Raw genomic sequence first — 22,915 nt, forward strand, 5'->3', positions numbered from 1 at the left:
CGGCCGCGACAGCGACCCGAGCTAGCCCAACAGCCCCTGCACCTCGTGCAGGTCCCGCGCGATGCGGACGCACAACGCGTGCATCTCCTCGGTGGGGTCCAGCAGGTCGGGGACCATGATGGTCATCATGCCGGCCGAGGACGCGGCGCGGACGCCGTTGTGGCTGTCCTCCAGGGCCAGGCAGAGGTGGGGTGCGACGCCAAGGCGCGACGCGGCGGTCAGGTAAGGATCAGGGTGAGGCTTTCCCCGCGCATAGTCCCCCTTGGCGACCACGGCGTGGAACCTGGAAATCACCCCGCTGGCGCCCAGGTGCGACGCGACGGCGCGATGGCTCGACGAGGTGGCGATGGCCCGTGGCAGGCCCAGCATATCCAGGTGGTCGAGGATCTCCAGCACGCCGGTCTTCAAGGCGACGCCCGCCGCGACCATCTCGTCGGCGAGACCCACGACCCGGGCATTGAACGCCGTCACCGGAAAATCGGCGCCGTAGTGGCCGACAAGCACCTCGCGGTTGTCGGGGAGTCCGATCATCGCCTTGAAGACGTCGAGCGACATCGCGTGTCCCATCTCCCCCGCCACGGCGGTCATGGCGTCACGATAGACGGTCTCGGTGTCCACCAGCAGGCCGTCCATGTCGAAGACGACGGCCTTGGGGATGCGGGGCAGGCTCATGGTCTGGCCATAGCCCAGGTCGCCCCGCCCCGCCCAATCAAGCATGGCGTCAGTCTGTAACGAAGTCGGCCGCCGTGTAGCCCTGGAAGTACAGGAGCGCGGTGAGGTCGGCATAGTCGACCTTGGCGTCGGCCTCGGCGGCGACGATGGGCTTGGCGCGGTAGGCGACGCCGAGGCCGGCGTCGTTGATCATGGCGAGATCATTGGCCCCATCGCCGACCGCGAGCGCCTCGGCCGGGGTGAAGCCCGCCGCGGCGGTCTCCTCGCGCAGGGCGGCCAGCTTGGCCTCGCGGCCAAGGATCGGCGAGCCGACCTCGCCGGTCAGCAGGCCGGCCGCCTCGATCAGGGTGTTGGCACGATTGGCTTGGAAACCGGCGGCCTGGGCCACGCGGGACGTGAAGAAGGTGAAGCCGCCGGAGACCAGGAAGGCGCCGGCGCCGTTAGCCGTCATGGTGCGGACCAGGGTGCGGGCGCCGGAGTTCAGCCGCACCCGCTCGTCGTAGCAGCGCTGCAGGACATCGACAGACAGGCCCTTCAGCATGGCCACCCGCTCGCGCAGGGCCGACTCGAAATCCAGCTCGCCGCGCATGGCCCGCTCGGTGATCTCGGAGACCCTGTCCTTCACGCCGGCGAAATCGGCCAGCTCGTCGATGCACTCGCAGCCGATGATGGTGGAATCCATGTCGGCGATCAGCAGGCGCTTGCGGCGGCCATTCCAGTGCTGGACGCAGGCGTCGATGGGCAGGCCCTCCAGCGCGTTCGCCACCGCGATGCGGACCGGGGCGATGGCGTCCGCCTCGAGCGCGAGGTCGATGGCGCCGGGGCCCAGGACGCGGGGCTCCTTGACGCGGGCGCGGGCGCCTGCGAGCGCTGTGGTGATCGGGCCGATGGCGGCCTGGGCCGCATCTGGCGTGGGACTGACGAGGGTAAGGGCGAGCTGCATGGAGCCCCGCATCTGGCTGATCGCCGGGCCCACCGCAAGCGGCAAGTCGGCGCTCGCCCTACGTCTGGCCCGGAAGATCGGGGCGGAGATCGTCGGCGCCGACGCCCTGCAGATCTATCGCGACCTGCGCGTGGTGACCGCCCGCCCCGCCCCTGAGGACGAGGCCGGGGTCCCGCATCACCTGGTGGGAACCGTGGACGGCGCCGACGGCTGGTCGGTGGGGACCTGGTCGCGGGCGGCGACCCAGGCGATCGCCGAGATCACGGGGCGAGGTCAGCCGGTGGTGGTGGTGGGCGGCACGGGCCTCTACTTCCGCGCCCTCACCCACGGCCTGGCGGAAATCCCGGCCACGCCCCCGGAGCTGCGTGATCAGGCCGCTAGCGACTATGAGACGATGGGCGAGGTCAGCTTCCGCCACCGGCTGGGGGACGCCGATCCCGCCGCGGCCGCGCGGATCAGCCCCGGCGACCGGCAGAGGCTGGTGCGGGCCTGGGAGGTTTTCGCCGCCAGTGGCGTCTCGCTCACCGACTGGCAGGGGCGGACCGACCCTGCCCTCCCCGCCGGAAGCTATTCGTCCGTCGCCTTGGAGCCGGACCGCAAGGCGCTCTACGACCGCTGCGACGCGCGACTAGCGTCCATGCTGGCCGCCGGCGCCCTGGAGGAGGTGGCCGAGTTGATGGCGCGGAACCTCGACCCCGCCCTGCCGATCATGAAGGCCGTCGGGGTGCGCGAACTGGCCGCCCAGCTGCGCGGCGAATTGACCCCGACCCGGGCGCTCACCGCCGCCCAGCAGGAGACCCGGCGCTACGCCAAGCGCCAATCCACCTGGCAGCGGGGCCAGATGAGCGACTGGCCGCGCGTCACGGCGAGCGACCCGGACGACCAGTGGAGGCAGTTTCTTGCGCTGAACCCCGGCTTGACGCCCTGACGGGGGCATGGCATCAGCAGGGACCTTCGTTTCTGGAGAATGCTCGTGCGCGAGATTCTTGTACTTGTACGGCGACCTGTCGCGGACTGACGATCACGTCAGTCTGAACAAGGTCGCTTGCACCGGGCCCCCAGAGGGCCTTTTTTAATGCCCCACACCAGGCTCCCCGAAATGACCGCCCACCAGACCACCATCGAAGCCGACATTGAAACCCTGACCGGCGCCGAGATCGTCGTTCGCGCCCTGATCGACCAGGGCGTCGAGGTGCTCTTCGGCTATCCGGGCGGCGCGGTGCTGCCGATCTATGACGCGCTGTTTGAGGAAAAGCGCCTGCAGCACGTCCTGGTCCGCCACGAGCAGGGCGCGACCCATGCCGCCGAGGGCTATGCGCGGTCCACCGGCAAGTGCGGGGTGGTCCTGGTCACCTCCGGCCCCGGCGCCACCAACGCGGTCACCGGCATTGTCGACGCCCTGATGGACTCCATCCCGATGGTGGTGATCACCGGCCAGGTCGCCACCCACCTGATCGGCACCGACGCCTTCCAGGAGTGCGACACGGTGGGCATCACCCGGCCGATCACCAAGCAGAACTATCTGGTGAAGTCGGTCGAGGACCTGCCGCGCATCATGCACGAGGCCTTCCACATCGCCACGTCGGGCCGGCCAGGCCCGGTGGTCATCGACATTCCCAAGGACGTGCAGTTCTCCAAGGGCGCCTACCAGGGCCCCAAGGCGGTCAAGCACAACCACGAGTACAATCCCCGCACCAAGGGCGACGCCGGCAAGGTGGCCGACGCCGCGGCCCTGATCGCCGGGGCCCGCAAGCCGATCCTCTATACCGGCGGCGGCGTCATCAATGCCGGCCCCAAGGCCGCCCAGCTGCTGCGCGACTTCGCCAAGCTGACCGGCGCGCCGGTGACCTCGACCCTGATGGGCCTGGGCGCCTTCCCGGCGTCGGACCCCCAGTGGCTGGGGATGCTGGGCATGCACGGCGCCTATGAGGCCAACCACGCCATGCACGACTGCGACGTCATGGTCTGTATCGGCGCGCGCTTCGACGACCGGGTCACCGGCCGGCTGGACGCCTTCTCGCCCGGCTCCAAGAAGATCCACATCGACATCGACGCCTCGTCGATCTCCAAGAACGTCAAGGCCGACATCGGCATCGTCGGCGACGCCGGCTCGGTGCTGGAAGACCTGATCGCCGCCTGGAAGAGTCGCAACATGGCCACTGACCAGGCGGCCCTGAAGGATTGGTGGAGCCAGATCGATCACTGGCGCGCGCGGAAGGGCTTCGCCTATTCGCCGGACTCAAAGCTGATCAAGCCGCAGTACGCCGTCGAGCGGCTGTACGAGCTGACCAAGGACCGTGACACCTACATCACCACCGAGGTCGGCCAGCACCAGATGTGGGCGGCCCAGTATTACCACTTCGAGCAGCCCAACCGCTGGATGACCTCGGGCGGCCTGGGCACCATGGGCTACGGCCTGCCGGCCGCCGTGGGCGTGCAGATGGCCCACCCCGACAGCCTGGTCATCGACATCGCCGGCGACGCCAGCGTGCAGATGACCATGCAGGAGATCGCCACGGCCATTCAGTACGACCTGCCGATCAAGATCTTCATCCTGAACAACGAGTGGATGGGGATGGTCCGCCAGTGGCAGCAACTGCTGCACGGGGAGCGCTACAGCCACTCCTATTCCGCCAGCCTGCCCGACTTCGTGAAGATGGCCGAGGCCTTCGGCGGGGTCGGCATCCGGGCCGAGACGCCGGGCGAATTGGACGACAAGATCCTGGAGATGATCTCGGTGCGGAAACCCGTGCTGTTCGATTGCCGGGTGACCAAGGAAGAGAACTGCTTCCCGATGATCCCGTCGGGCAAGGCCCACAACGAGATGATCCTGGCCAATGACGGCCGCGACCTGGGCGCCGTGATCGACGACGCTGGCAAGCGGCTGGTCTAGGAATTCGGCGGAGGCCGGGAAGCCCGCCTCCGCCATTCCCTTTAGTCGTCGACCCGGGCCTCGGCGTAGCCGCTGAGCACCTCGACGCCGGCCTGGTTGACCGTCTTGACGTCGAACTCGGCGATCTTGGCGCCGTCCTTCTCGGTGATCGCCTTGAGCGTCGCCGTGGCGTCCAGGGTGTCGCCCGGCCAGACCTGGCTGGTGAAGCGCACGCCGTACTTGGTCAGGCGGGCGTCGCCGACATAGTCGGTGAGCATCTTGCCGGTCATGCCCATGGTCAGCATGCCGTGGGCGAAGACCGACGGGTAGCCGGCCACCTGGGTGGTGAAGATCTCGTCGGTGTGCAGCGGGTTGTAGTCGCCCGACGCGCCGGCGTACTGGACGATCTGGGTCCGCTTGAGGTCTTCCACCAGGCGGGCGGTGTGGGCGTCGCCCACCTTCAGTGATTTCGCGCTGAGCGCCATGTTCCTACGCCTTCTCAGCGGGTTGTTCGACGGGGCGTTCGGTGCGGACACCGACGCCGCGGGCGGTGATCACCAGTTCGCCCTTCTGGTCGCGGTACTCGGTGACGCTCTCGGAGAAGACCAGCTTGCCCGAGCGCTTGCCTTCCTTCTCCCAGGTCTTGCCGGGCGTCGTGGTGGCGGTGAGCACGTCGCCGGCCCTCATCGGGCGGTGGTACTCGAAGTGCTGTTCCGCATGCAGGCCGCCACCGCCGCCTCCCCCGCCGCCGCCGCCGGGCGCGCGGGTGATGCCGGTGGCGTTCTTGCCCGAGCCGAACCAGGGCTGGCCGATCTTGGGACGCAGGCCGTAGTCGGGATCGAACTGGGCGCTGGCCTGGGCGAAGGTCGGGGGCGCGAGGATGCCGCCGGCTTCCGTGCCCTTGGCGTATTCGGCGTCGGAATAGACGCGGTTATCGTCGCCGACCGATCGGGCGAACATGAGGATGTGGCTCGCTTCCACGGGAAATGTCTTGGTGGCCATTGGCTCCCTCTCCTGTGCGGTCTCTCGCCGCTCTGAAAATTCTATACCGGCTACTCTAAGGCCAGCTAGCGCGCCGTCCACTCCGGCTGACCGATCATGCTCACGCGGATGAGACGGCCGTGCAAGGCGACCTCGCGGAACTGATAGAGCCAGGCGGCGGTCGGCGGGTTGATCCAGTTGTCGTCGGCGAACATCCGCAGGATCGGCTCACCGCCATCGGGGTGATCCTCGCTCATCGGCGAGTCGGGATGGTTCAGGCGCTCGACCGGCTCGAACCAGGCGCGGTCCACCTCGATGGGATCGGGATTGAGGCTGAGGGTCTCGGCGGACCAGAACACCACTGGGGTCACGATGTGACCGCCCAGGGTGAGGAAGTCGTCCAGCATTCCCAGCGCCTCCCGCGGCGTGATGGCGACGCCGAGCTCCTCGGAGGTCTCGCGGATGGCGGCGGTGACGGCGTCCTCGCCGGGCTCCAGATTGCCGCCGGGCAGGGCGTAATTGCCCGCCCCCCGGCGCATGGTGAGCGCCCGCCGGGTCAGCAGGTAGGTAAGCTCACCGTCCTGGGCCGACAGCACGATGGCCACGGCCGCGCGCCGGCGCCCGGTGGGATCCAGGGCCCGGCGCGGAAAGGCCGCGAGGTTGGCGGCGATGGTGTCCCGGTCTGCGTGCATGTCCCTAAGCATGACGACCCTGGCCGCGCGGGCAAGGCGCGCTTGGACTTACGGCGCCACGCGAGCCGCGCTCGACCCTAGGTGGCGGCTATCGTTTCGCACCGAAAACCCTGGTTATTTAAAGGCTTAGACCTTAGAAGGATCGCAAGCGGCCAGACCCCCCGTGGTTCGCTCATCAGTGAGATTTGCGTTTTGAATATCCTAACGGGCGACGCCTTCGCGCGCCCGACCGCCTTAGCCGTCTCCCACCCCGGCCACGAGCTGCGGTTGATGAAATGGGTCGAGGCGACCCGGCCCGCCGTCTTCGTCCTGACCTCCGGCTCCCGCAGCGGGACCTCGCGCAGCCGTGTCCAGGCCAGCCGCGACCTGGCCCGGGAACTGGGGGCGACTCCCACCGAGCTGTTCGGCCGCCACCTCGACCGCGAGGTCTATGACTGGATCCTGGCCGGCGACGCCGCGCCTTTCCTCAGGCTCGCCGACGAATTGGCCGAGAGTTTCGTGGCCCGGGACATAGGCCGCGTGGTGACCGACTCCTGGCAGCTCTACAATGTTGTCCACGACCTGTGGCGCCTCACCGTCGAGGTGGCCGCCGGGGCGGCTGGCGCCAGACTGGGCCGCGCCGTCGAGGTGCTGGACTATCCCGTGCTGCCGCCCTCCATGGTGATCCCCCAGCCGGGGCCTGAACGCCTGCGCCTGGACCTGTCGCAGGCTGAGGTGGCGCGCAAGCTCGCCCTGGCCCGGGCCTTTCCCGAGATCGGCGACGACGTCACCGAATTGCTGGCCCTGGGCGCGGAGGCTGTGCTGGCGCGCGAGACCCTGCACGACCTGCGGCCCTTCCGCGAACTCGCGCCGCGCCCGGGCGAGACACCGCTTTACGAACAGTTCGGCGAGGCCCGCGTCGCCTCAGGTCTCTATGGCTCGGTGCTGCGCTGGCGCCACGTGGAACCCATCGTCATGGCCCTGATGGGGGTGACGGCATGAGCGCCGCCCCCCTGAAGATCCTGATCACCAATGCTTGGTTGGACGGCCGGGGCGGCACCGAGAGCGTGGTGCGCGACCTGGCCATCGGCTTCCTGCGTCGGGGCCACCGCCCCATAGTCTATTCGCCTCACCTGGGCGCGGCGGCGCAGGAGCTGCATGCCTGCGGCGTGGCGGTGATCTCCGACCTGTCCCAGATGGGGGAGGCGCCGGATGTGATCCATGGGCACCACTACGTCCAGACCGTGGAGGCGATACTGCACTTTCCGGAGGTTCCGGTGGTGTCCATGATCCACGCCTGGACCTTCTACCAGGAGAAGGCGCCGCAGTTCCCACAGGTCTACCGCTACCTGGCGGTGGACCAGGCCGTGCGCGACCGCCTGGTGCATATCGAAGGCGCCGATCCGGCCAGAGTGGAGGTCCTGCTCAACGCCGTCGACCTGGCCCGTATCCCGTCCAGGCCCCGCCCCCTGGCCAACCGGCCCTTGTCGGCCCTGGCCTTCACCAAGAACAAGGCCCAGATCCCGATCCTGCAGGCCGCATGCGACCGGGCCGGCGTGAAGCTGGAGTTGCTGGGCCTTGGCGCAGGCCGGGTGGTCGCCGCGCCCGAGGAGGAGCTGGTCCGGCACGACCTCGTCTTCGCCACCGCGCGCATGGCGCTGGAGGCGCTGTGCGCCGGCTGCGCCGTGGTGGTGTGCGATGCCCGGGGCCTCGCGGGCATGGTCACGCCTGCGACCCTGCCACGCCTGCGCGACCTGAACTTCGGCCTGCGCAGCCTGACCGGACGGGTCACCGGGGAGGCCATCGCCGCCGAACTCGCCCGCTACAATCCTGCCGACGCGGAACTGGTGACCGCGCAGGTTCGCAAGGCCGCGAGCCTCGAAGGAACGCTCGACCGCCTGGAGACCCTGTACCGCGAGGCGATCACCGCGTTCGCCGCCGAGGCGCCGGACGAGGCCCAGCGCCGGGCGGCCATGCTGTCCTTCCTCACCGAAACCCTGCCGCGGCGCCGCGCCGATTCACGCTGGCCGTGGATCGCCGAGCGTGAAGGGCTGCTGGCTGAAATCCGCGACCTGGACGAGCAGCTCGCCCAGGCCCGGAGAGGCCCGCCCCCAGACGGGGACGCCTAGACTGACCGACTCACGCCTTCAGGCGAAGGCCGCCCAGATAGTCGCGCTTGCCGAGCGGCACGCCCTGCATGCGCAGGATGTCGTAGGCGGTGGTGGCGTGGAAGTGCAGGTTGGGCAGGGAGAAGGACATCAGGAACCCCTCCGCCGTGAAGGGCATCCGCATCGAGCCCATGACGAAGGCCATGTCCTGGCCCTCAAAGCCGTTGACCTCGGCGGGGTCGAGGGCCTTCAGCGACGCCTGGGCGTCGGCCACCAGCTTCTGCAGGTCGGCGTAGCTGAGCGGCGGAGCCGCGCCGCCCGGTGAGAAGGTCCCGGCCCGCACGCCGTCGATGGCTTCTGCGGAGTGGTGCACCACCGAGGAGATCTGGAACCAGAAGGGCAGCATGTCGGGGAACAGGCGGACGTCGACGATGCTGTTGGGGTCGATATTGTTGTCGGTGAAGTGGGACAGGCCCCGATCCAGGAAGCCCGCGACGCCGTTCAGCGACTGTAGGAATGAGGTGACGCTGACGTCGTAGAGTGAAATCGCCATGGCCGGACGGGCCTCCCTTGCTTTGTGGTTGCGCTTGTTCTCCGACATCGGCCCCAGGGAAGGCCAGCGATTTTCGGACTCGTCGCCAAGCGCGCCATCCCTTGCCCGGAGGCGGCGCTTGTGACACCTCCCTGCCGAGCCTTCTGCGAGACCCAGCATGTCCGACACACAGCCCGCCTCCGTCTATGACCTGACGCCTTCGGAAGAGGCCGAGAGCCTGGCGACCTTCGCCATACTGGTGGACAACGAGCCTGGGGTTCTGCACCGGCTGGTGGGCCTGTTCGCGGCCCGGGGCTATAATATCGAGAGCCTGACGGTGGCCGAGACCGACCGCCGCGCGCACACCAGCCGGGTGACCATCGTCACGCGAGGCACGCCGCACGTGCTGATGCAGATCGAGGCCCAGCTTGAGAAGATGGTGGCCACGCGCCACGTGCAGGACATCACCCGCGACCCCAACGGCCTGGAGCGCGAGCTGGCCCTGGTGAAGGTCAAGGGGTCGGGCGGCGATCGCGTCGAGGCCCTGCGCATCGCCGACATCTTCCGCGCCAAGGTGCTGGACACCACCATCGACAGCTTCATCTTCGAGCTGACCGGCGCCTCGTCGAAGATCGACAAGTTCGTCGAGCTGATGCGGCCGCTGGGCCTGGTGGAACTGTCGCGGACCGGGGTGCTGTCGATCACCCGCGGGGCCGAGGTTTTCTAGAACGTCCCTGCGGACGGCCACGCAGGCTTTAAAAAAACCGACCGCTCGGACGGTTTGTTTGTTGACGCCGGGTGAGTCCGGGTGTCTCTTTCCTGCCAACGACGAGGCTGCTCGGCGCGGACCCGCAAGGGTGCGAGCCGGAACCGGCCCGGAGGGGATTTGGAAACAACAGGCGACATCCATTCATCGCCAACATGCCTTTAGTTGATTGATAGATTTGGCAATTTTGCGCCTCGACCCAATTACGGGACGGGTCGCGCTGAGTAGTTTTGACTTGGACGAATTTGACATTCAGACGGCTCGGCGCCGGCGGCTCTTCCAGGATGCCGCGGGCGCCATGGCTCACCTTCGGCGCCGGCGTCCGTGCGGTTTCGCATGGGCGCCGCGCTCCGATATCGGGCGTGAGAATTCACAGATCACCGAGGTCCTCCCAAGCGGTCGCAAAGATCGTCTGGGCACTGGCGCCGGCGCGCGAGACGCGTCGGCGCCTCTTTTCTTCACCTTGCCTCCCGTGGCGGAACCCCCACAGGATGGCGTCAGGTTGGGAGGCCACTAATATGGGCGGCAAGGCGGACATCGTCCCCGAGGCGCGGCGTAGCCAGGCGGAGCGCACGGCCAGCATGCGCGCCCGGCTGATCGACGCCGCCGTCGACTGCCTGAACCGGCTCGGCTACTCGGCCACCACGCTTTCGACCATCGCCGAAGCCGCCGGCGTCAGCCGCGGCGGCATGCTGCACCAGTTCCCGTCCAAGGTTGATCTGATGCTGGCGGTGGTGGCCTACGCCTCGGGCGCCGACGAACGGTCGCACCAGCCCCCGGCCCTGAACGACGACGACGACAAGCTGGCCTATTTCATGTCGCGCACCGAGACGACCTGGACGGTCCTGATCCAGGAACCGGCCATGGCCAAGCTCGAGATCATGATGGCCGCCCGCTCCGACAAGGTGCTGGCCGCCAAGCTGCCCGACATGTTCAACAGCATCGAACAGAACCGCCGCCTGCGGATGTGGGAGCTGGCCCAGGAGATCGGGATCGAGGACCGCGAGGCCATCGACGCCATGGTCGGCCTGCACATGGCGGCCATGCGCGGCCTGGCCATGGAGCTTCTGGTGACCGGCGACCGGGCCCAGGTGGAACGCTCCTTCGACCTGCTGAAGGCCTACAAGCACACCCTGGTCACCGGCCTCATCGCCAAGGCCAAGGCGGCCCAGGCCAGCGCCTAGGCGATCGCCCCCTCGGGAACCTCGCGGGCCGCGAGGACCCGTCGCCGGACGACGGTGCGCATGGTCAGGTACTGGACCGCGAACAGCCCGATCTTCGAGACCGTGGGGAAGATGGCCATGAAGGCCACCCAGTGGTCGGTGAAGGCCACCGCCACCACCGCGTTGGCGATCCCGCTGGTGAACATCAGGCCGGCCCAGACATAGCCGAACACCACCATGACGTCCTCGCCGTGGCCCGCCGCGATGGGCGGCATGTAGCGCAGCATCCAACCGCGCTTGAGCATGAAGGCGCCCACCAGCAGATAGACGAGGGTCGGCTTGACCATCAGGAAGCGGATGTCGTGGGTCAGCAGGCTGGCCGTGCCGAACACCAGGACCAGTCCCAGGCCCAGCCACTGCAACGGCGCGATGGGGCGCTTCATGATCTTCAGGACGGCGACCTGCGCCACCCCAATGGCGATGGCGACACCGGCGGCGATGGCCGGATCGACCTTCAGGGCCACCAGGACCAGGAAGACGATGGTGGCCAGGAAATCCAGGACCAGGGGTCGGGCGGCGTAGATCAGGGGGTGCATGGGATGGCCTCCAAGGAGCGCGAAACTTGAAGCCCCAAGGCTAGGGGCACACCCGGATTTCCGCCTAACCCACTCACGCAGAATCCGTGGGCGCCCACGTACCCGCCCGGCCATTCACGCATCGCGAGCGGCAAGAGGCGGGTTTTTTCCATCGGTTCTTCAAATGTGGACCCGGCAGGCCTATATATGCGGGGTCGGGTTTCGGCCCGACTATGAGGATAAACGCGCACATAATAAGCGGACTGGACCCGGGTGCGATTCCCGGCGGCTCCACCAATCTTCCCCCTGGTTATCGCGGGCAAGTGCGGGGCCGATCAGCATCGACAGACGTCTAAAGGTGTTGCTTTCTTCCGGCTTGGCCCACCGTTTCGGGCCTTTATCTAAATGCGAACGATAACTTCGCTGAAGAAGTCCGTTTGGCCGCGTAAGCGACCCGATAGATTTCGACCTAAACTCCTAGCGTCTTAGCAGCGCTAGGCGGGGCCCGGAGGGCGCCTTGCAACAGAAGCCCTCCACCTTTCCTCAGATCAGTTGAAGTGCGCGGGCCGGGCGCCGCCACAGACGGCTTCGCGCGCGGCGGGCAGGAAGACGACGTAGTCCGGCTTCACCCTCGCCACGACGCGCCAGTCGAAGGCGCAGCGGTCCTCGTGGACCCAGGCGAGCTTGCCGACGTGGGCTGCGAAATAGGGCGGCATGGGATCGGCGGTGAAGCTGTCGCCGACGATCAGGACGGTGGGGCCGGGCTTGCCGGTGTCGATGAGGAAGGCCGGCGCCGAGTGCGCCTCAAGTCCCGGGATCGGCGCGCGGGTGACGCCGGGCGGCAGGGCGGTGGAGTCATGAATCTCCACCCTCTCGGCGGCCTGGGGCTGGCCGGCCAGGCGCGGCAGGTCGCCGTTGTCGAGGGCGACCACACCCCAGGAGAGCGCCTTGGGGTCGATGCGCCAGCCGGGCCGGCCCATGGCGCCGACGATCTGATTGTAGGCGACCAGGGAGCCGCGCAAGGACCAGTGGCTGTCGAGCTGGCGGTAGACCTGACCCTCGGCGCGGGCGGCCCGCAAGCTGGGACGTAGGTCAACGGTGGTGACACCGCACCGGGCAAGGCCCTTGAGGATCAGGTCGTACTCGGTGGGGGACTTGGGCGGCCCCGCCCAGTCGGGCGCCAGGTCGGGCTCGATCTCGGCCGGCGACGGGGCGAGGCTGGCGACCACCGTCACGCCGGGCAGCTTGGCCTTGGCCTCGCAGACGAAGCCGGCGTAGTCGGCGGCGCGGGCCGGATCGAGTTCCTGGCCGGTGGACCGCAGCAGGCCGTCCACCAGGAACATCTGGCCGCTCTTGCCGGTGACGGCGGTGGCCGCCGCCCCCTCCCCGCCCAGCTTGCGTTGCAGCTCGCCGGCCGCCTGCATCAGGGGATCGCGGAAGCCGAAGTGGTCGGCGAGCCAGGCGTCGAGGACGCGCGGCAGCTTGCGCCATTCGCCGGCCGTCGTCGGCCGGGCGGGCGCGGGCGCCAGGCGGCGGTTTTCCTCCAACGAGACGGTCTTGAACGGGACGAAAGGCATGGCGATCACCGGGGCGACCAGGACGGCCAGGACCGCGAGGATCAGGAAGCGGCGGGGTCGGGTCATCAACATGGCGTCCCCCTAGAACCGGAAATAGAGGAAGGGGCTATAGGCGCCCCAGGCGACCTTCAGCAGGCAGAGCGCCAGCAGGATCGCGATCCCCGCCATGTCGGCCCAGGCGAGGCCCCGAACCCTGCGCAGAACCTTGGGCAGGCCGAACACGGCCAGCAGACCAGCCAGGGGAACCAGCCAGAGGTGCAGGGGCTGCAGCGCCGCGTGGGTCTGGGCCTGCAAGGACCCGAGGCCATGCAGGCCCGCCATGCCGGCCCAAAGGTCAAGGACCCGGCCCATGTCGGGGCTGCGGAACAGCACCCAGCCGAGGGTGACAACGGCCAGGGCATAGGCCCAGCCGACCACGCGGGGCAGTCTCGCCAGCACGCGGCCCAGGCCTGCCCGCTCGATCACCAGGAAGACCCCATGCCAGGCGCCCCACAGCAGGAAGGTCCAGGCCGCCCCGTGCCAGAGGCCGCAGAGCAGGAAGACGACGATCAGGTTGCGCCAGGTCTTCCAGGCCGGGCCGCGATTGCCGCCCAGCGGGATGTAGAGATAGTCGCGGAACCAGGTGGACAGGCTGATGTGCCAACGGCGCCAGAACTCGGTGATCGAGGCGCTGGCATAGGGCGTGCGGAAATTGCGCGGCAGGGAAAAGCCGAAGATCACCGCCAGGCCGATGGCCATGGTCGAATAGCCCGCGAAGTCGAAATAGATCTGCAGGGCGTAGGCGCCGGCCCCCAGCCACGCCTCGACCAGGCCGGGCGCACGGGCGTGGTCGAACACGGCGTCGGCCAGGGGCGCGATGGGGTCGGCGATCAGCAGTTTCTGCGCCAGGCCGATGATGAACAGCCGCAGGCCCGCCGAGGCGCGTCCCAGGCTGTGGCGGCGATGGGCCAACCGCCGGGCGATGGTCTTGTAGCGGACGATGGGTCCGGCGATCAGCTGCGGGAACAGGGCGATATAGAGCGCCACCTGGGTGACATCGCGGTTGGCCGGGAAGCGGCGGCGGTAGGTGTCGATCAGGTAGGACAGGCAGTGGAAGGTGAAGAAGGAAATCCCCAGCGGCAGGGGGATCTCCGGGTCGGGCAGGCCCAGGCTGACCGCGATCAGGCCGGCATATTTGAACACCGTCAGGGCGCAGAGATTGATCGCCACCGCCAGGGCCAGGGCAGCCTTGCGCCCCGCGCCGTCGCGGGCGTCGATGGCCAGGGCCGCGGCGTAGTTCGCCAGGGTCATGGCCGCCATCAGCACCACGAACACCGGCTCGCCCCAGGCGTAGAACACCAGGGAGGCGGCCAGCAGGACGGCGCTCTTCAGCTTCGTTGAGGGGCTGGCGAAATAGGCCGCCAGACACAGGGGCAGGAAGACGAACAGGAATGTCGGCGAAGCAAACAGCATGTCGGTGACGTCGCCCCCCGGTGGGATTCCGGAATAAGGGCATCCGAGCGCCGCGCCAAGCACGTGGCGCCGACGCCGCAACGCGCGTTTTGACTCGCTGCCGCCTTGCGCGCACGCCGGGAGACGTTACCCTTTGGGGACGCTGCTATCGCCCCTTGGAGACTCCATGGCTCAGGACCCGCCGGCCCAAGACCAGATGCACTACGAGGCGATGGCTCAGGAAGCGCTGCGTGGTGTGGTCAAGGCCGCCCTGAAGCGCGCCGCGGCGCCCGATGGCCTGCCCGGGGCGCACCATTTCTACATCACCTTCAAGAGCGAGGCGCCCGGCGTGTCCGGCCCCGCCGACCTGCTGGGCAAGTACCCGGACGAGATGACCATCGTCCTGCAGCACCAGTACTGGGACCTGGCCCCCGGCGAGACCTTCTTCTCCGTCACCCTGAAATTCGGCGGACAGCCCAAGCGACTGTCGGTGCCCTATGCGGCGGTGACGCGGTTCTACGACCCCAGCGTCCAGTTCCTGCTGTCGTTCGAGACCGCGCCGGCCGCGGGTGAGGCGCCGGCCGCCGCGACCGACAAGCCCGCCGCGGCCGACGCGGCGGCGGCCGATGTCGATCCGGAGGCGGCGAACGTCGTCTCCCTGGACCAATTCCGCAAGAAGTGAGCCCCGACCATGACCGACGTCGCAGCCCCGGAGGCCCTGACCGACGAGGCGATCCTGGCGCGCTTCCTACGCTCCAAGAACCAGCCCACCGGCTCCCAGACCCTGGGCTTCCGCATGGTGGCAGTCAGCCAGGCCGAGAAATCGGTCGAGGTGGCCTTCGAGGCCAGGGCCGAACTGCTGCTCAATCCGATGAAACAGATCCAGGGCGGTTATCTCTGCGCCATGCTGGACGAGGCCATGTCGACCGCCTGCATGGTGGCCTCGGGCATGACCCATGTGGCGCCCACCGCCGAGATGAAGACCACCTTCTACCGTCCGGCCATGCCCGGCGTGCTGAAGGGCATCGGCCGGGTGGCCAAGTGGGGCCGGACAATCGCCTTCACCGAGGGCGAGCTCTACGACGCCGACGGCCGACTGGTGGCCAAGGCGACCGGTACGGCGGTCCCCACCCCCTTCCAGAGCTACAAGAAGTAGCATGGGCAAGCGCCGCGGTTTCCTCGGCGTCCTGACAGTCCTGCTGCTCGGCTGGACGGCCCCGGCGCTCGCCGCGACCGGACCCTTCGCCGACTGGGCCGCCATCGTCGTGGCCGGCGACTGGCACGCGCAGTCCGGCGGTCCCTCCGAAGCCTTCGACAATGCCCGGCGCGACGTCTCCCAGGAGCTGGAGCGGATCGGCTTCGACAAGGCCAACCTGCGCCAATTCTCCGTGCGGCCCGAGCGCTACAAGGGGGTGAAGGCCGGCAAGTCCAGTCCCAAGGCCATCTATGAGGCCCTGACCGAGGTGGCGCCCAAGGCCCAGGGCGGCTGCCTGCTTTACGTCTCCTCGCACGGCGCGCCGCAGGGGGTGCTGGTGGACCAGGACATCCTGCCGCCCCGCCTGCTGGGGGCGATCCTGGACCGCACCTGCGGCCAGCGGCCGACGGTGGTGGTGATCTCGGCCTGCTTCTCCGGCGTCTTCATCCCGGAACTGGCCCAGCCGAACCGTATGATCCTGACCGCCGCGCGGCCCGACCGCACCTCCTTCGGCTGCGGGGAGTCCAACAAGTATCCGTTCTTCGACGAGTGCTTCCTGCAGTCCACGCCGCGCGCCCAGGACTTCCCCAGCCTGGGGCGGGGAATCCAGGCCTGTGTCTCGGCCCGCGAGAAAAAGGAGGGCATGACGCCGCCGTCCGAGCCCCAGGTGTGGATCGGTCCGCAACTGCGCCCGATGCTGCCGCTCTACCCCTTCGCGCAGGGTCCGCCGCCGAAGGGCTAAGGCCCCTGCCTGCGCTGGGGTGACAACCTGTCTTCCCCCGGTGGCCGGCGGCGGCTTGAAGACCGCGCCCTTCACTCTACAAGGGGGTCTTGCGCCAGCCCTTCACCCGAAGCCGATCCACCCGATGAATTCCGTCGCCAAAGCCGCCTTCGCCGCGCTTCTCCTGCTTGTGGCCGCTCCGGCCGCCGCCCAGGCCCCGGCCGCCGCCCCGGCGAGTCCGGCGGTCAATCCGCAGGGACCTGTTCCCTACGAGGCCCTGAGACAGTCCACCAGGCCCGCGGTCCGCGCCCGTCCTGTCGCCGCCAGGCCGGCCACCACCGAGGGGCCGGCGGTCTCAAGCCTGACCGCCATCACTCCGGCCGCCCCGTTGGCCGCGTCGGGCGCGCGCCTGGCGCCGGGTCAGGCCCTGCCCCCCGCCGAGCTGGAGGCCTATGTCGATGGCGTCGTGAAGGACGCCATGGACCGCGAGCACATCGCCGGGGTCACCGTGGCGGTGATTCAGGACGGCCAGGTGGTGTTGAAGAAGGGCTACGGCTTCGCCAGCCTGTCGCCCGCCCGCAAGGTCAATCCGGACACGACGCTGTTCCGCGTGGGCTCGATCTCCAAGACCTTCACCTGGATCGCCCTGATGAAGGAGGTGGAGGCTGACCGCATCCGCCTGAACCAGCCCATCAACCTCTACCTGCCGGAACAGCTCCAGGTCCGCGACCAGGGCTTCCACACCCCGATCCGGGTCAGAAACCTGCTGGACCACTCAGCGGGCTTCGAGGACCGGGCCCTGGGTCAGCTGTTCGAGAAGAACCCCAGCCGCGAACGGCCGCTGGCGGCCTACCTGCGTCAGGAGCGGCCGCGCCGGGTGCATGCGCCGGGCTTGATGGCCAGCTACTCAAACTACGGCGCGGCCCTGGCCGGGCAGGCGGTGTCCTACGTCGCCGGCAAGCCCTTCGAGCGGCTGATCGAGGAGGAGATTCTCCTGCCGCTGAAGATGAACCACACCACCTTCCGCGAGGCCCGACCCACCGAGCCGGGACTCCCGGCCCCGATGCCCGAGGTCCTGCAGAACGACCTGTCGGAAGGCTATCGTTGGACGCCCACCGGCTACGCCGCGCGGCCCTACGAATATATCGGCCACATCGCGCCGGCCGGCTCGGCCTCCTCCACCGCCGGCGACATGGCGCGCTACATGCAGATGCTGCTGAACAGTGGCAGCCTTGACGGCGCGGTCGTCTACGGGCCCCGGGCGGCCAAGGCGTTCAACACCCCGCTGCGGCGCACCACGCCCGGGATCAACGGCTGGCGCCACGGCTTCGCAGCCTACGACCTGCCCGGCGGTCACAAGGGGTTTGGCCACGCCGGCGGCACCCTGTCCTTCCTGTCCAACATGGTGGTGGCGCCTGACCTGAAGCTGGGGGTGTTCATCAGCACCAACACCGAGACCGGGGGCGACCTGGCCGCCCGTCTGCCCGAGCGGATCGTGGCGCAGTTCTACGCCCCGCCCATGCCCTTCCCGCGCAAGGGAGCCCTGGCCCTGGTCGATAGCCGCGAGGCCTATCAGGGCTATTATCTGGGCGCCCGCCGCGCGCATCGCGGCCTGGAGTCCTTTGTCGGCAAGATGATCAACGGCGTTTCGGTCAGCGTCACCGACGACGGCCGGCTGGTCACCTCCGGGGGCATGGGCGCCGCGGCCCGCAGCTGGGTCCCCGAGGGCGATCCGATGAGCGGCCGCTTCATCTCCACCACCGGCGCCGAGCGGCTGAGTTTCGACGTCCAGGACGGCAAGGCGGTAAGCTTCAGCCGGGCCGACGGGGTCTCGACCTTCGAACGCACCGGCTTCTGGAATCAGCCCGCCAAACTGCTGATCCTCTCTGGCCTCACCGCGCTCGCCGCCGCCGGGACCCTGGGCGGTGTGCTGCTGCGCAATCGCCGCGAATTCCGCGAGACCGGCATCCAGAGCCAGGCCAGCCTGATCCAGAATATCCAGGCCGCCCTGTGGCTGACCTCCATGGTGCTGTTCCTGGTCTGGGTCTCCAAGACCAGCGACCTGGCCAATGTCATGTACGGCTGGCCCGGGCCGACCCTGGTGATCGCCTCGGCCTGCGCCTTCGTGGCCGCCTTGATGACCGCCGGCACCCTGCTCATCGTGCCCGCCGTCTGGCGCGGCGGCCGCCGGGTCGACAGCTGGACCCAGGCGCGCAAGGCGGGCTTCACCTTCACGGTGCTGCTCTACACCGCCTTCTCCGTCGTGCTCGGCCTCTGGGGCGCGCTGGCGCCTTGGGGCGGTTGACCTTGCCATGGCCCGAGCGCGCGATCACGCCGGGGCCGACGACCTGCCTGCCCTGCTGGACTTCGCCAGCCGGTCGCTGACCGAGCGTTTCCCCCTCGACGCCGGCTGGCACCCCGGCGACCTGACCTGGGAGCTGAAGGACACACAGGGCGCGCCACAGGACATGCGGCTCTGGGAAACCGCGGGCGGCCTCGTGGCGCTGGCCTGGCGGATCGCGCCCGGCGAGCTCTGGTTCGAGGCCTTGCCCACGGATGAACACCTGATCGCCGAGGCCCTGGACTGGGCCGAGGCCAGCGCGGCGAGGCCTCTGCGGGTGCGGTCGCTGGAGGGCGACACCCGGCGAGCTGGAGCCTTGGAGGCTCGCGGCTACCGGCTGACCTCACCGGAGGGGGTGCGGTTCCGCCGAGACCTGAACGATGAAATCGCCCGCCCGGCCTTGCCGCCCGGAATGCGCTTACGCGATTGCATCGGGATTGACCCAGGGGCCCGTGCCGCCAGCCACCGCGATGCCTGGAATCACTTGGCCCACATCGGCCTCCCCAAGGCGCGATCGAGCTTCAGCGTCGAAACCTACCAGCGGCTGGCCGCCCTGCCGGGCTATGATCCGAGCCTCGACATCCTGGTGGAGGCCCCAGACGGGCGGCTGGCGGCCGGCAGTCTTTGCTGGGCCGACCCCGTCAGCGGCATGGGGACATTCGAGCCGGTGGGGACCCATGTGGACTTTCGCGGCCTCGGCCTGGCCCGCGCCGCCACCCTGGAGGGCCTAAGGCGCCTGCGGGCCAGGGGCCTGCGTCACGCCCGGGTCAGCACGGCGCATTTCAACGCCCCGGCCATCGCCACCTACCGATCGGCCGGCTTCGAGGTCATCGACCACATGGCCTGGTGGGAGCGATCCCTGCCCTGAACCAGCGCCCTGGGTGCGACATTGGGTCCCTGGCTCCGGGAGAGCGACGCTCAAATGTAAACGGCTCGTTTACCAAGCACTGGGTAAATCCTGCCTAGCGGCGGGCGCATTCTGTGACGGCCCCGCGCTTTGGAAACAGGGGCGGCATCGCGTTGAACAGTTTCGTCGCCGCCTTGCAACGGTTCGGTATCGGACGTGTCGCCGCCATGCTGGGCGTCGGCATCGGGGTGGTTGCCGCGATCGTCGCGCTGTCCATGAACCTCGGCCAGCCGAAGTCCCTGCTCTATTCGAACCTGGATCTGAAGGAGGCGGGCACCATCACCGCCGCCCTCGACCAGGCCAATGTGAAGTACGAGATCAAGGGTGACGGCTCGACGATCCTGGTCGGCCGCGATGAGGTGGGCTCCACCCGCCTGCTGCTCTCGGCCAAGGGCCTGCCGACCTCGGGCTCGGTGGGCTACGAGATCTTCGACAACGCCAACGCCATGGGCCAGACGGACTTCGTCCAGCAGCTCAATCGACAGCGCGCCCTGGAGGGCGAACTGGCCCGCACCATCCAGGCCCTGGACGGCATCACCTCGGCCCGCGTCCACCTGGTCCTGCCCAAGCGCGACCTGTTTGAGGAAGAGGCCGAGCAGCCGTCGGCCTCGATCAGCATCGGGGTCGGCGGGCGTCAGCCGAGCGCCGACCAGGTGCGCGCCATGCAGAACCTGGTGGCCGGCGCCGTCCCCAACCTGAAGCCTGACCGCGTCACCGTCGTGGACCAGCACGCCAAGACCCTGTCGGGCGGCGAGGCCGGCGACGCCATGGCCGCCGACGGTCGCAAGAGCGACGTCGAGCAGCGTATCACCAAGACGATCAAGGCCCTGGTGGAGGGCATGGTCGGCCCGGGCAAGGCGCGGGTGAACGTCACCGCCGATCTTGACCTGTCGCGGATCACCATCGCCGAGGAAAAGTTCGACCCGGACGGCCAGGTGATCCGGTCTGAATCCACCACCGAGGAGACGGCCAAGGAGAACGCCCCGGCCACCAATGGTCAGGCCTCGGCGGCCAACAACATCCCGGGCGGGGCGGGCGCGGAGGGCGACAACAGCATCTCCAACAGCGGCAGCACCGAATCCACCACCAACTACGAGATCTCCAAGACCACGCGCACCGAGGTGAAGGAGCCCGGTCAACTGAAGCGGATCTCCGTGGCCGTGGCCGTCGATGGTGTCACCGCGCCCGGCAAGGACGGCAAGCCCGGCGCCTACACGGCCCGCAGCGCCGAGGAGATGCAGCGCCTGGAGCAACTGGTCCGCACCGCGGTCGGCTACGACCAGGCCCGCGGCGACCAGGTGACCGTGGTCAATGTCCGGTTCCCGTCGACCGTCGACGCTGATGGGACGACGGCGGCCAGCCCGCTGATGGGCTTCGACAAGAACGACATCATGCGCGGCGCCGAACTGGGCGTCATGGCGATCGTGGCCCTGGCCATGATGATCTTCGTGGTCCGCCCGATGCTGGGCGGCGGAGGCGGACGTGGCGGCGCGGTGGCCGGCGGCCTCCCGGCCCTGACCGTGGCCAGCGCCCCGCAGATGACCCGCATCATCACCACCGCGGACGGCCAGCCGATGCAGGTGGCCGTCGATCCGTCCACCGGCCAGCCCCTGGCCCTGCCCGGCCCCGGCAACGAGCTGGAACAGCGGATCGACATCGCCCGCATCGAAGGCCAGGTGAAGGCCTCCTCCGTCAAGCGCGTCGCCGAGTTCGTCGACAGCCATCCTGAAGAGTCGGTGTCGCTGCTGCGCACCTGGCTGCATGAGACCACCTGATGGCCGTCGGCTCCAAAGGCAAGGCGATCACCGACGTCACCCGCCTGAGCGGGCCGGAGAAGGCCGCCGTCATCCTGCTGGCGCTCGGCGAGGACCACGGCACCATCTGGCAGCAGCTGGACGACGAGGAGATCAAGGAGATCTCCCAGGCCATGGCCGGCCTCGGCAATGTCGCGGCCTCGGTGGTCGAGCAGCTGCTGGTGGACTTCATCTCCGGCATGTCCGGCGCCGGCGCGATCATGGGCTCCTTCGAGCAGACCCAGCGCCTGCTGGCGGCCTTCCTGCCCGCCGAGAAGGTCGACACCCTGATGGAGGAGATCCGCGGTCCCGCGGGTCGCACCATGTGGGACAAGCTGGGCAACGTGAACGAGGCGGTGCTCGCCAACTATCTGAAGAACGAGTACCCGCAGACCGTCGCCGTGGTGCTGTCCAAGGTGAAGTCCGACCACGCCGCCCGCGTGCTGGCCGCCCTGCCCGAGGACTTCGCCCTGGAGTGCGTCACCCGCATGCTGCGGATGGAGCCGGTGCAGCGCGAGATCCTCGACAAGATCGAGCAGACCCTGCGCACCGAGTTCATGTCGAACCTGGCGCGCACCTCCAAGCGCGACAGCCACGAGATGATGGCCGACATCTTCAACGCCTTCGACCGCCAGACCGAGGCCCGATTCATCGCCGCCCTTGAAGAGCGCAACCGCGAGAGCGCCGAGCGTATCCGGGCCCTGATGTTCGTCTTCGAGGACCTGTCCAAGCTCGATCCGGGCGGGGTCCAGACCCTGCTGCGGGCGGTGGAGAAGGACCAGCTGGGCCTGGCGCTCAAGGGCTCCTCGGACTCCTTGCGGGAAATGTTCTTCTCCAACATGTCCGAGCGCGCCGCCAAGATCATGCGCGACGACATGGAGAGCATGGGCCCCGTGCGCCTGCGCGACGTCGATCAGGCCCAGATGGCCATGGTCCAGGTCGCCAAGGACCTGGCCGCAAAGGGCGAAATCATGCTGGCCGGCTCCGGCAGCGAAGATGAGCTGATCTACTGATGGCCAGCGATCTTCCCCACGAAAAGTTCGGCTTCGACACCGTCTTCGACGGCGCGGGCGATGTGGCCTTCGCTCAGCCGCGGCCGAAACGCGCCTACACCGCCGACGAGGTGGAGGCCGTGCGCCAGACCGCCTTCGCCGCGGGCGAGAGCCAGGGACTGGCCTCGGCGGCGGCCCTGCAGGCCCAGGCCCTGTCGCGGGTCGCCGACGCCGCTCGCGCCGCCCTGCCGACCCTGGCCGAGGTGGCCCACGAACACCGGCTGGGCTCGGCCCACCTGGCCCTGGCCTGCGCCAAGGCCATAGCCGACGCCGCCCTGGCGCGCTTCCCGGAGGCTCCGATTCTAGCGGCCCTGGAGTCCCTGGCCCGCGAGATCGAGGCCGCCCCGCGCCTGATGGTGTCGGCCTCCCCCGAGCTCGCGGTCGTGCTGGAACCTCTGCTGACGGAAGTCGCCCAGGGCATCGGCTACGCCGGCGCCATTCACATCAAGGAGGGCGCCGGCCTCAGCGGCGCCGCCTTCACCCTCGACTTCGGCGACGGCGCGGCGGCCTACGACCCCGCGGCCGCGGCCGAACGCGTGGCGGTGGTCCTGGAGGCGGCGCTCGCCGCCGAAGGTCTGCACGCCGAACCCCTTATTCCTGGAAGTGAAGGCTGAT

The 22,915-nt window shown here is 68.8% G+C and carries 23 protein-coding genes and 1 other RNA gene; 15 read left to right on the forward strand and 9 right to left on the reverse strand.

Annotated elements, in window-relative coordinates; translation table 11 throughout:
• Positions 1–21: 21 nt before the first annotated feature.
• Together Q7J39_RS01800 and serB are read right to left on the reverse strand one after the other, a co-directional pair.
• Positions 22–717 carry an HAD family hydrolase gene (locus Q7J39_RS01800; protein ID WP_370689976.1) on the reverse strand — a complete coding sequence of 232 codons (696 nt, stop codon included), beginning with the start codon at positions 715–717 and terminating at the stop codon, positions 22–24.
• A gap of 4 nt (positions 718–721) precedes the next feature.
• A complete protein-coding gene (gene serB, locus Q7J39_RS01805) occupies positions 722–1,615 on the reverse strand; it encodes a phosphoserine phosphatase SerB (protein ID WP_304819802.1) in 894 nt (297 codons plus the stop codon).
• On the opposite strand from serB, the gene miaA reads away from it, so the two are divergent.
• Both miaA and Q7J39_RS01815 read left to right on the forward strand, forming a co-directional pair.
• The gene (gene miaA, locus Q7J39_RS01810) at positions 1,560–2,543 is read left to right on the forward strand and encodes a tRNA (adenosine(37)-N6)-dimethylallyltransferase MiaA (protein WP_304819804.1); all 984 of its coding nucleotides are present in this window, start codon (positions 1,560–1,562) and stop codon (positions 2,541–2,543) included. The genes serB and miaA overlap by 56 nt on opposite strands.
• A gap of 171 nt (positions 2,544–2,714) precedes the next feature.
• The gene (locus Q7J39_RS01815) at positions 2,715–4,508 is read left to right on the forward strand and encodes an acetolactate synthase 3 large subunit (protein ID WP_304819806.1); all 1,794 of its coding nucleotides are present in this window, start codon (positions 2,715–2,717) and stop codon (positions 4,506–4,508) included.
• 41 nt (positions 4,509–4,549) lie between these two features.
• On the opposite strand, the gene Q7J39_RS01820 is transcribed toward Q7J39_RS01815, so the two are convergent.
• The 3 genes from Q7J39_RS01820 to Q7J39_RS01830 form a co-directional block, all read right to left on the reverse strand.
• Positions 4,550–4,972, reverse strand: coding sequence for a MaoC/PaaZ C-terminal domain-containing protein (locus tag Q7J39_RS01820; RefSeq protein WP_304819807.1), 423 nt, complete (start codon positions 4,970–4,972; stop codon positions 4,550–4,552).
• Between the two features lie 4 nt (positions 4,973–4,976).
• Positions 4,977–5,489, reverse strand: a complete 513-nt coding sequence (locus Q7J39_RS01825; RefSeq protein ID WP_304819809.1) for a MaoC family dehydratase N-terminal domain-containing protein — start codon at positions 5,487–5,489, stop codon at positions 4,977–4,979.
• A gap of 65 nt (positions 5,490–5,554) precedes the next feature.
• Entirely contained in the window at positions 5,555–6,160 is a 606-nt protein-coding gene (locus tag Q7J39_RS01830; protein ID WP_304819811.1) for a CoA pyrophosphatase, read from the reverse strand.
• A gap of 270 nt (positions 6,161–6,430) precedes the next feature.
• Between Q7J39_RS01830 and Q7J39_RS01835 the strand changes: the two genes are divergently transcribed.
• Both Q7J39_RS01835 and Q7J39_RS01840 read left to right on the forward strand, forming a co-directional pair.
• A complete protein-coding gene (locus Q7J39_RS01835; protein ID WP_304819813.1) occupies positions 6,431–7,141 on the forward strand; it encodes a hypothetical protein in 711 nt (236 codons plus the stop codon).
• Positions 7,138–8,268, forward strand: coding sequence for a glycosyltransferase (locus Q7J39_RS01840; RefSeq protein ID WP_304819815.1), 1,131 nt, complete (start codon positions 7,138–7,140; stop codon positions 8,266–8,268). The genes Q7J39_RS01835 and Q7J39_RS01840 overlap by 4 nt, the downstream gene beginning before the upstream one ends.
• 10 nt (positions 8,269–8,278) lie before the next feature.
• Here Q7J39_RS01840 and Q7J39_RS01845 read toward each other — a convergent pair whose 3' ends face one another.
• On the reverse strand, positions 8,279–8,800 hold the full coding sequence (locus Q7J39_RS01845) for a DUF1993 family protein (protein ID WP_304819816.1): 522 nt from the start codon (positions 8,798–8,800) through the stop codon (positions 8,279–8,281).
• A gap of 157 nt (positions 8,801–8,957) precedes the next feature.
• Between Q7J39_RS01845 and ilvN the strand changes: the two genes are divergently transcribed.
• Both ilvN and Q7J39_RS01855 read left to right on the forward strand, forming a co-directional pair.
• Positions 8,958–9,506: an acetolactate synthase small subunit gene (ilvN, locus tag Q7J39_RS01850; protein WP_304819819.1), complete on the forward strand. Its 549-nt coding sequence runs from the start codon at positions 8,958–8,960 to the stop codon at positions 9,504–9,506.
• Positions 9,507–10,063: 557 nt separating this feature from the next.
• Positions 10,064–10,729 (forward strand): TetR/AcrR family transcriptional regulator, encoded by a 666-nt coding sequence (locus tag Q7J39_RS01855; protein ID WP_304819821.1) that lies wholly within the window; start codon positions 10,064–10,066, stop codon positions 10,727–10,729.
• On the opposite strand, the gene Q7J39_RS01860 is transcribed toward Q7J39_RS01855, so the two are convergent.
• Complete coding sequence (locus Q7J39_RS01860) at positions 10,726–11,304, reverse strand: inner membrane-spanning protein YciB (RefSeq protein WP_304819823.1); 579 nt, start codon at positions 11,302–11,304, stop codon at positions 10,726–10,728. The genes Q7J39_RS01855 and Q7J39_RS01860 overlap by 4 nt on opposite strands.
• Positions 11,305–11,458: 154 nt before the next feature.
• Between Q7J39_RS01860 and ssrA the strand changes: the two genes are divergently transcribed.
• Positions 11,459–11,821, forward strand: a transfer-messenger RNA (tmRNA) gene (gene ssrA / locus Q7J39_RS01865).
• A gap of 10 nt (positions 11,822–11,831) precedes the next feature.
• Here ssrA and Q7J39_RS01870 read toward each other — a convergent pair.
• Together Q7J39_RS01870 and Q7J39_RS01875 are read right to left on the reverse strand one after the other, a co-directional pair.
• On the reverse strand, positions 11,832–12,926 hold the full coding sequence (locus Q7J39_RS01870; protein WP_304819825.1) for a hypothetical protein: 1,095 nt from the start codon (positions 12,924–12,926) through the stop codon (positions 11,832–11,834).
• Positions 12,927–12,941: 15 nt separating this feature from the next.
• Positions 12,942–14,312 (reverse strand): MBOAT family protein, encoded by a 1,371-nt coding sequence (locus tag Q7J39_RS01875; RefSeq protein WP_304819827.1) that lies wholly within the window; start codon positions 14,310–14,312, stop codon positions 12,942–12,944.
• A gap of 166 nt (positions 14,313–14,478) precedes the next feature.
• Here Q7J39_RS01875 and Q7J39_RS01880 point away from each other — a divergent pair, with 166 nt between their 5' ends.
• The 8 genes from Q7J39_RS01880 to Q7J39_RS01915 all read left to right on the forward strand — a co-directional run bounded on the left by Q7J39_RS01880 (position 14,479) and on the right by Q7J39_RS01915 (position 22,914).
• Positions 14,479–14,973: an SspB family protein gene (locus Q7J39_RS01880; protein WP_304819829.1), complete on the forward strand. Its 495-nt coding sequence runs from the start codon at positions 14,479–14,481 to the stop codon at positions 14,971–14,973.
• 9 nt (positions 14,974–14,982) lie between these two features.
• Complete coding sequence (locus tag Q7J39_RS01885) at positions 14,983–15,447, forward strand: PaaI family thioesterase (RefSeq protein ID WP_304819831.1); 465 nt, start codon at positions 14,983–14,985, stop codon at positions 15,445–15,447.
• A gap of 1 nt (position 15,448) precedes the next feature.
• Positions 15,449–16,228, forward strand: a complete 780-nt coding sequence (locus Q7J39_RS01890) for a C13 family peptidase (protein ID WP_304819833.1) — start codon at positions 15,449–15,451, stop codon at positions 16,226–16,228.
• Positions 16,229–16,352: 124 nt separating this feature from the next.
• Positions 16,353–18,512: a serine hydrolase gene (locus Q7J39_RS01895; RefSeq protein WP_304819835.1), complete on the forward strand. Its 2,160-nt coding sequence runs from the start codon at positions 16,353–16,355 to the stop codon at positions 18,510–18,512.
• Between the two features lie 7 nt (positions 18,513–18,519).
• On the forward strand, positions 18,520–19,416 hold the full coding sequence (locus tag Q7J39_RS01900) for a GNAT family N-acetyltransferase (protein ID WP_304819838.1): 897 nt from the start codon (positions 18,520–18,522) through the stop codon (positions 19,414–19,416).
• A 152-nt stretch (positions 19,417–19,568) separates the two neighbouring features.
• A complete protein-coding gene (gene fliF, locus Q7J39_RS01905; protein ID WP_304819844.1) occupies positions 19,569–21,230 on the forward strand; it encodes a flagellar basal-body MS-ring/collar protein FliF in 1,662 nt (553 codons plus the stop codon).
• A complete protein-coding gene (gene fliG / locus Q7J39_RS01910) occupies positions 21,230–22,261 on the forward strand; it encodes a flagellar motor switch protein FliG (protein WP_304819846.1) in 1,032 nt (343 codons plus the stop codon). Before fliF ends, fliG begins: the two co-directional genes overlap by 1 nt.
• Positions 22,261–22,914: a flagellar assembly protein FliH gene (locus Q7J39_RS01915; RefSeq protein WP_304819849.1), complete on the forward strand. Its 654-nt coding sequence runs from the start codon at positions 22,261–22,263 to the stop codon at positions 22,912–22,914. The genes fliG and Q7J39_RS01915 overlap by 1 nt, the downstream gene beginning before the upstream one ends.
• Position 22,915: the final 1 nt, after the last annotated feature.

It is taken from the genome of Phenylobacterium sp. (genome assembly GCF_030651185.1).
Taxonomy (GTDB): domain Bacteria; phylum Pseudomonadota; class Alphaproteobacteria; order Caulobacterales; family Caulobacteraceae; genus Phenylobacterium.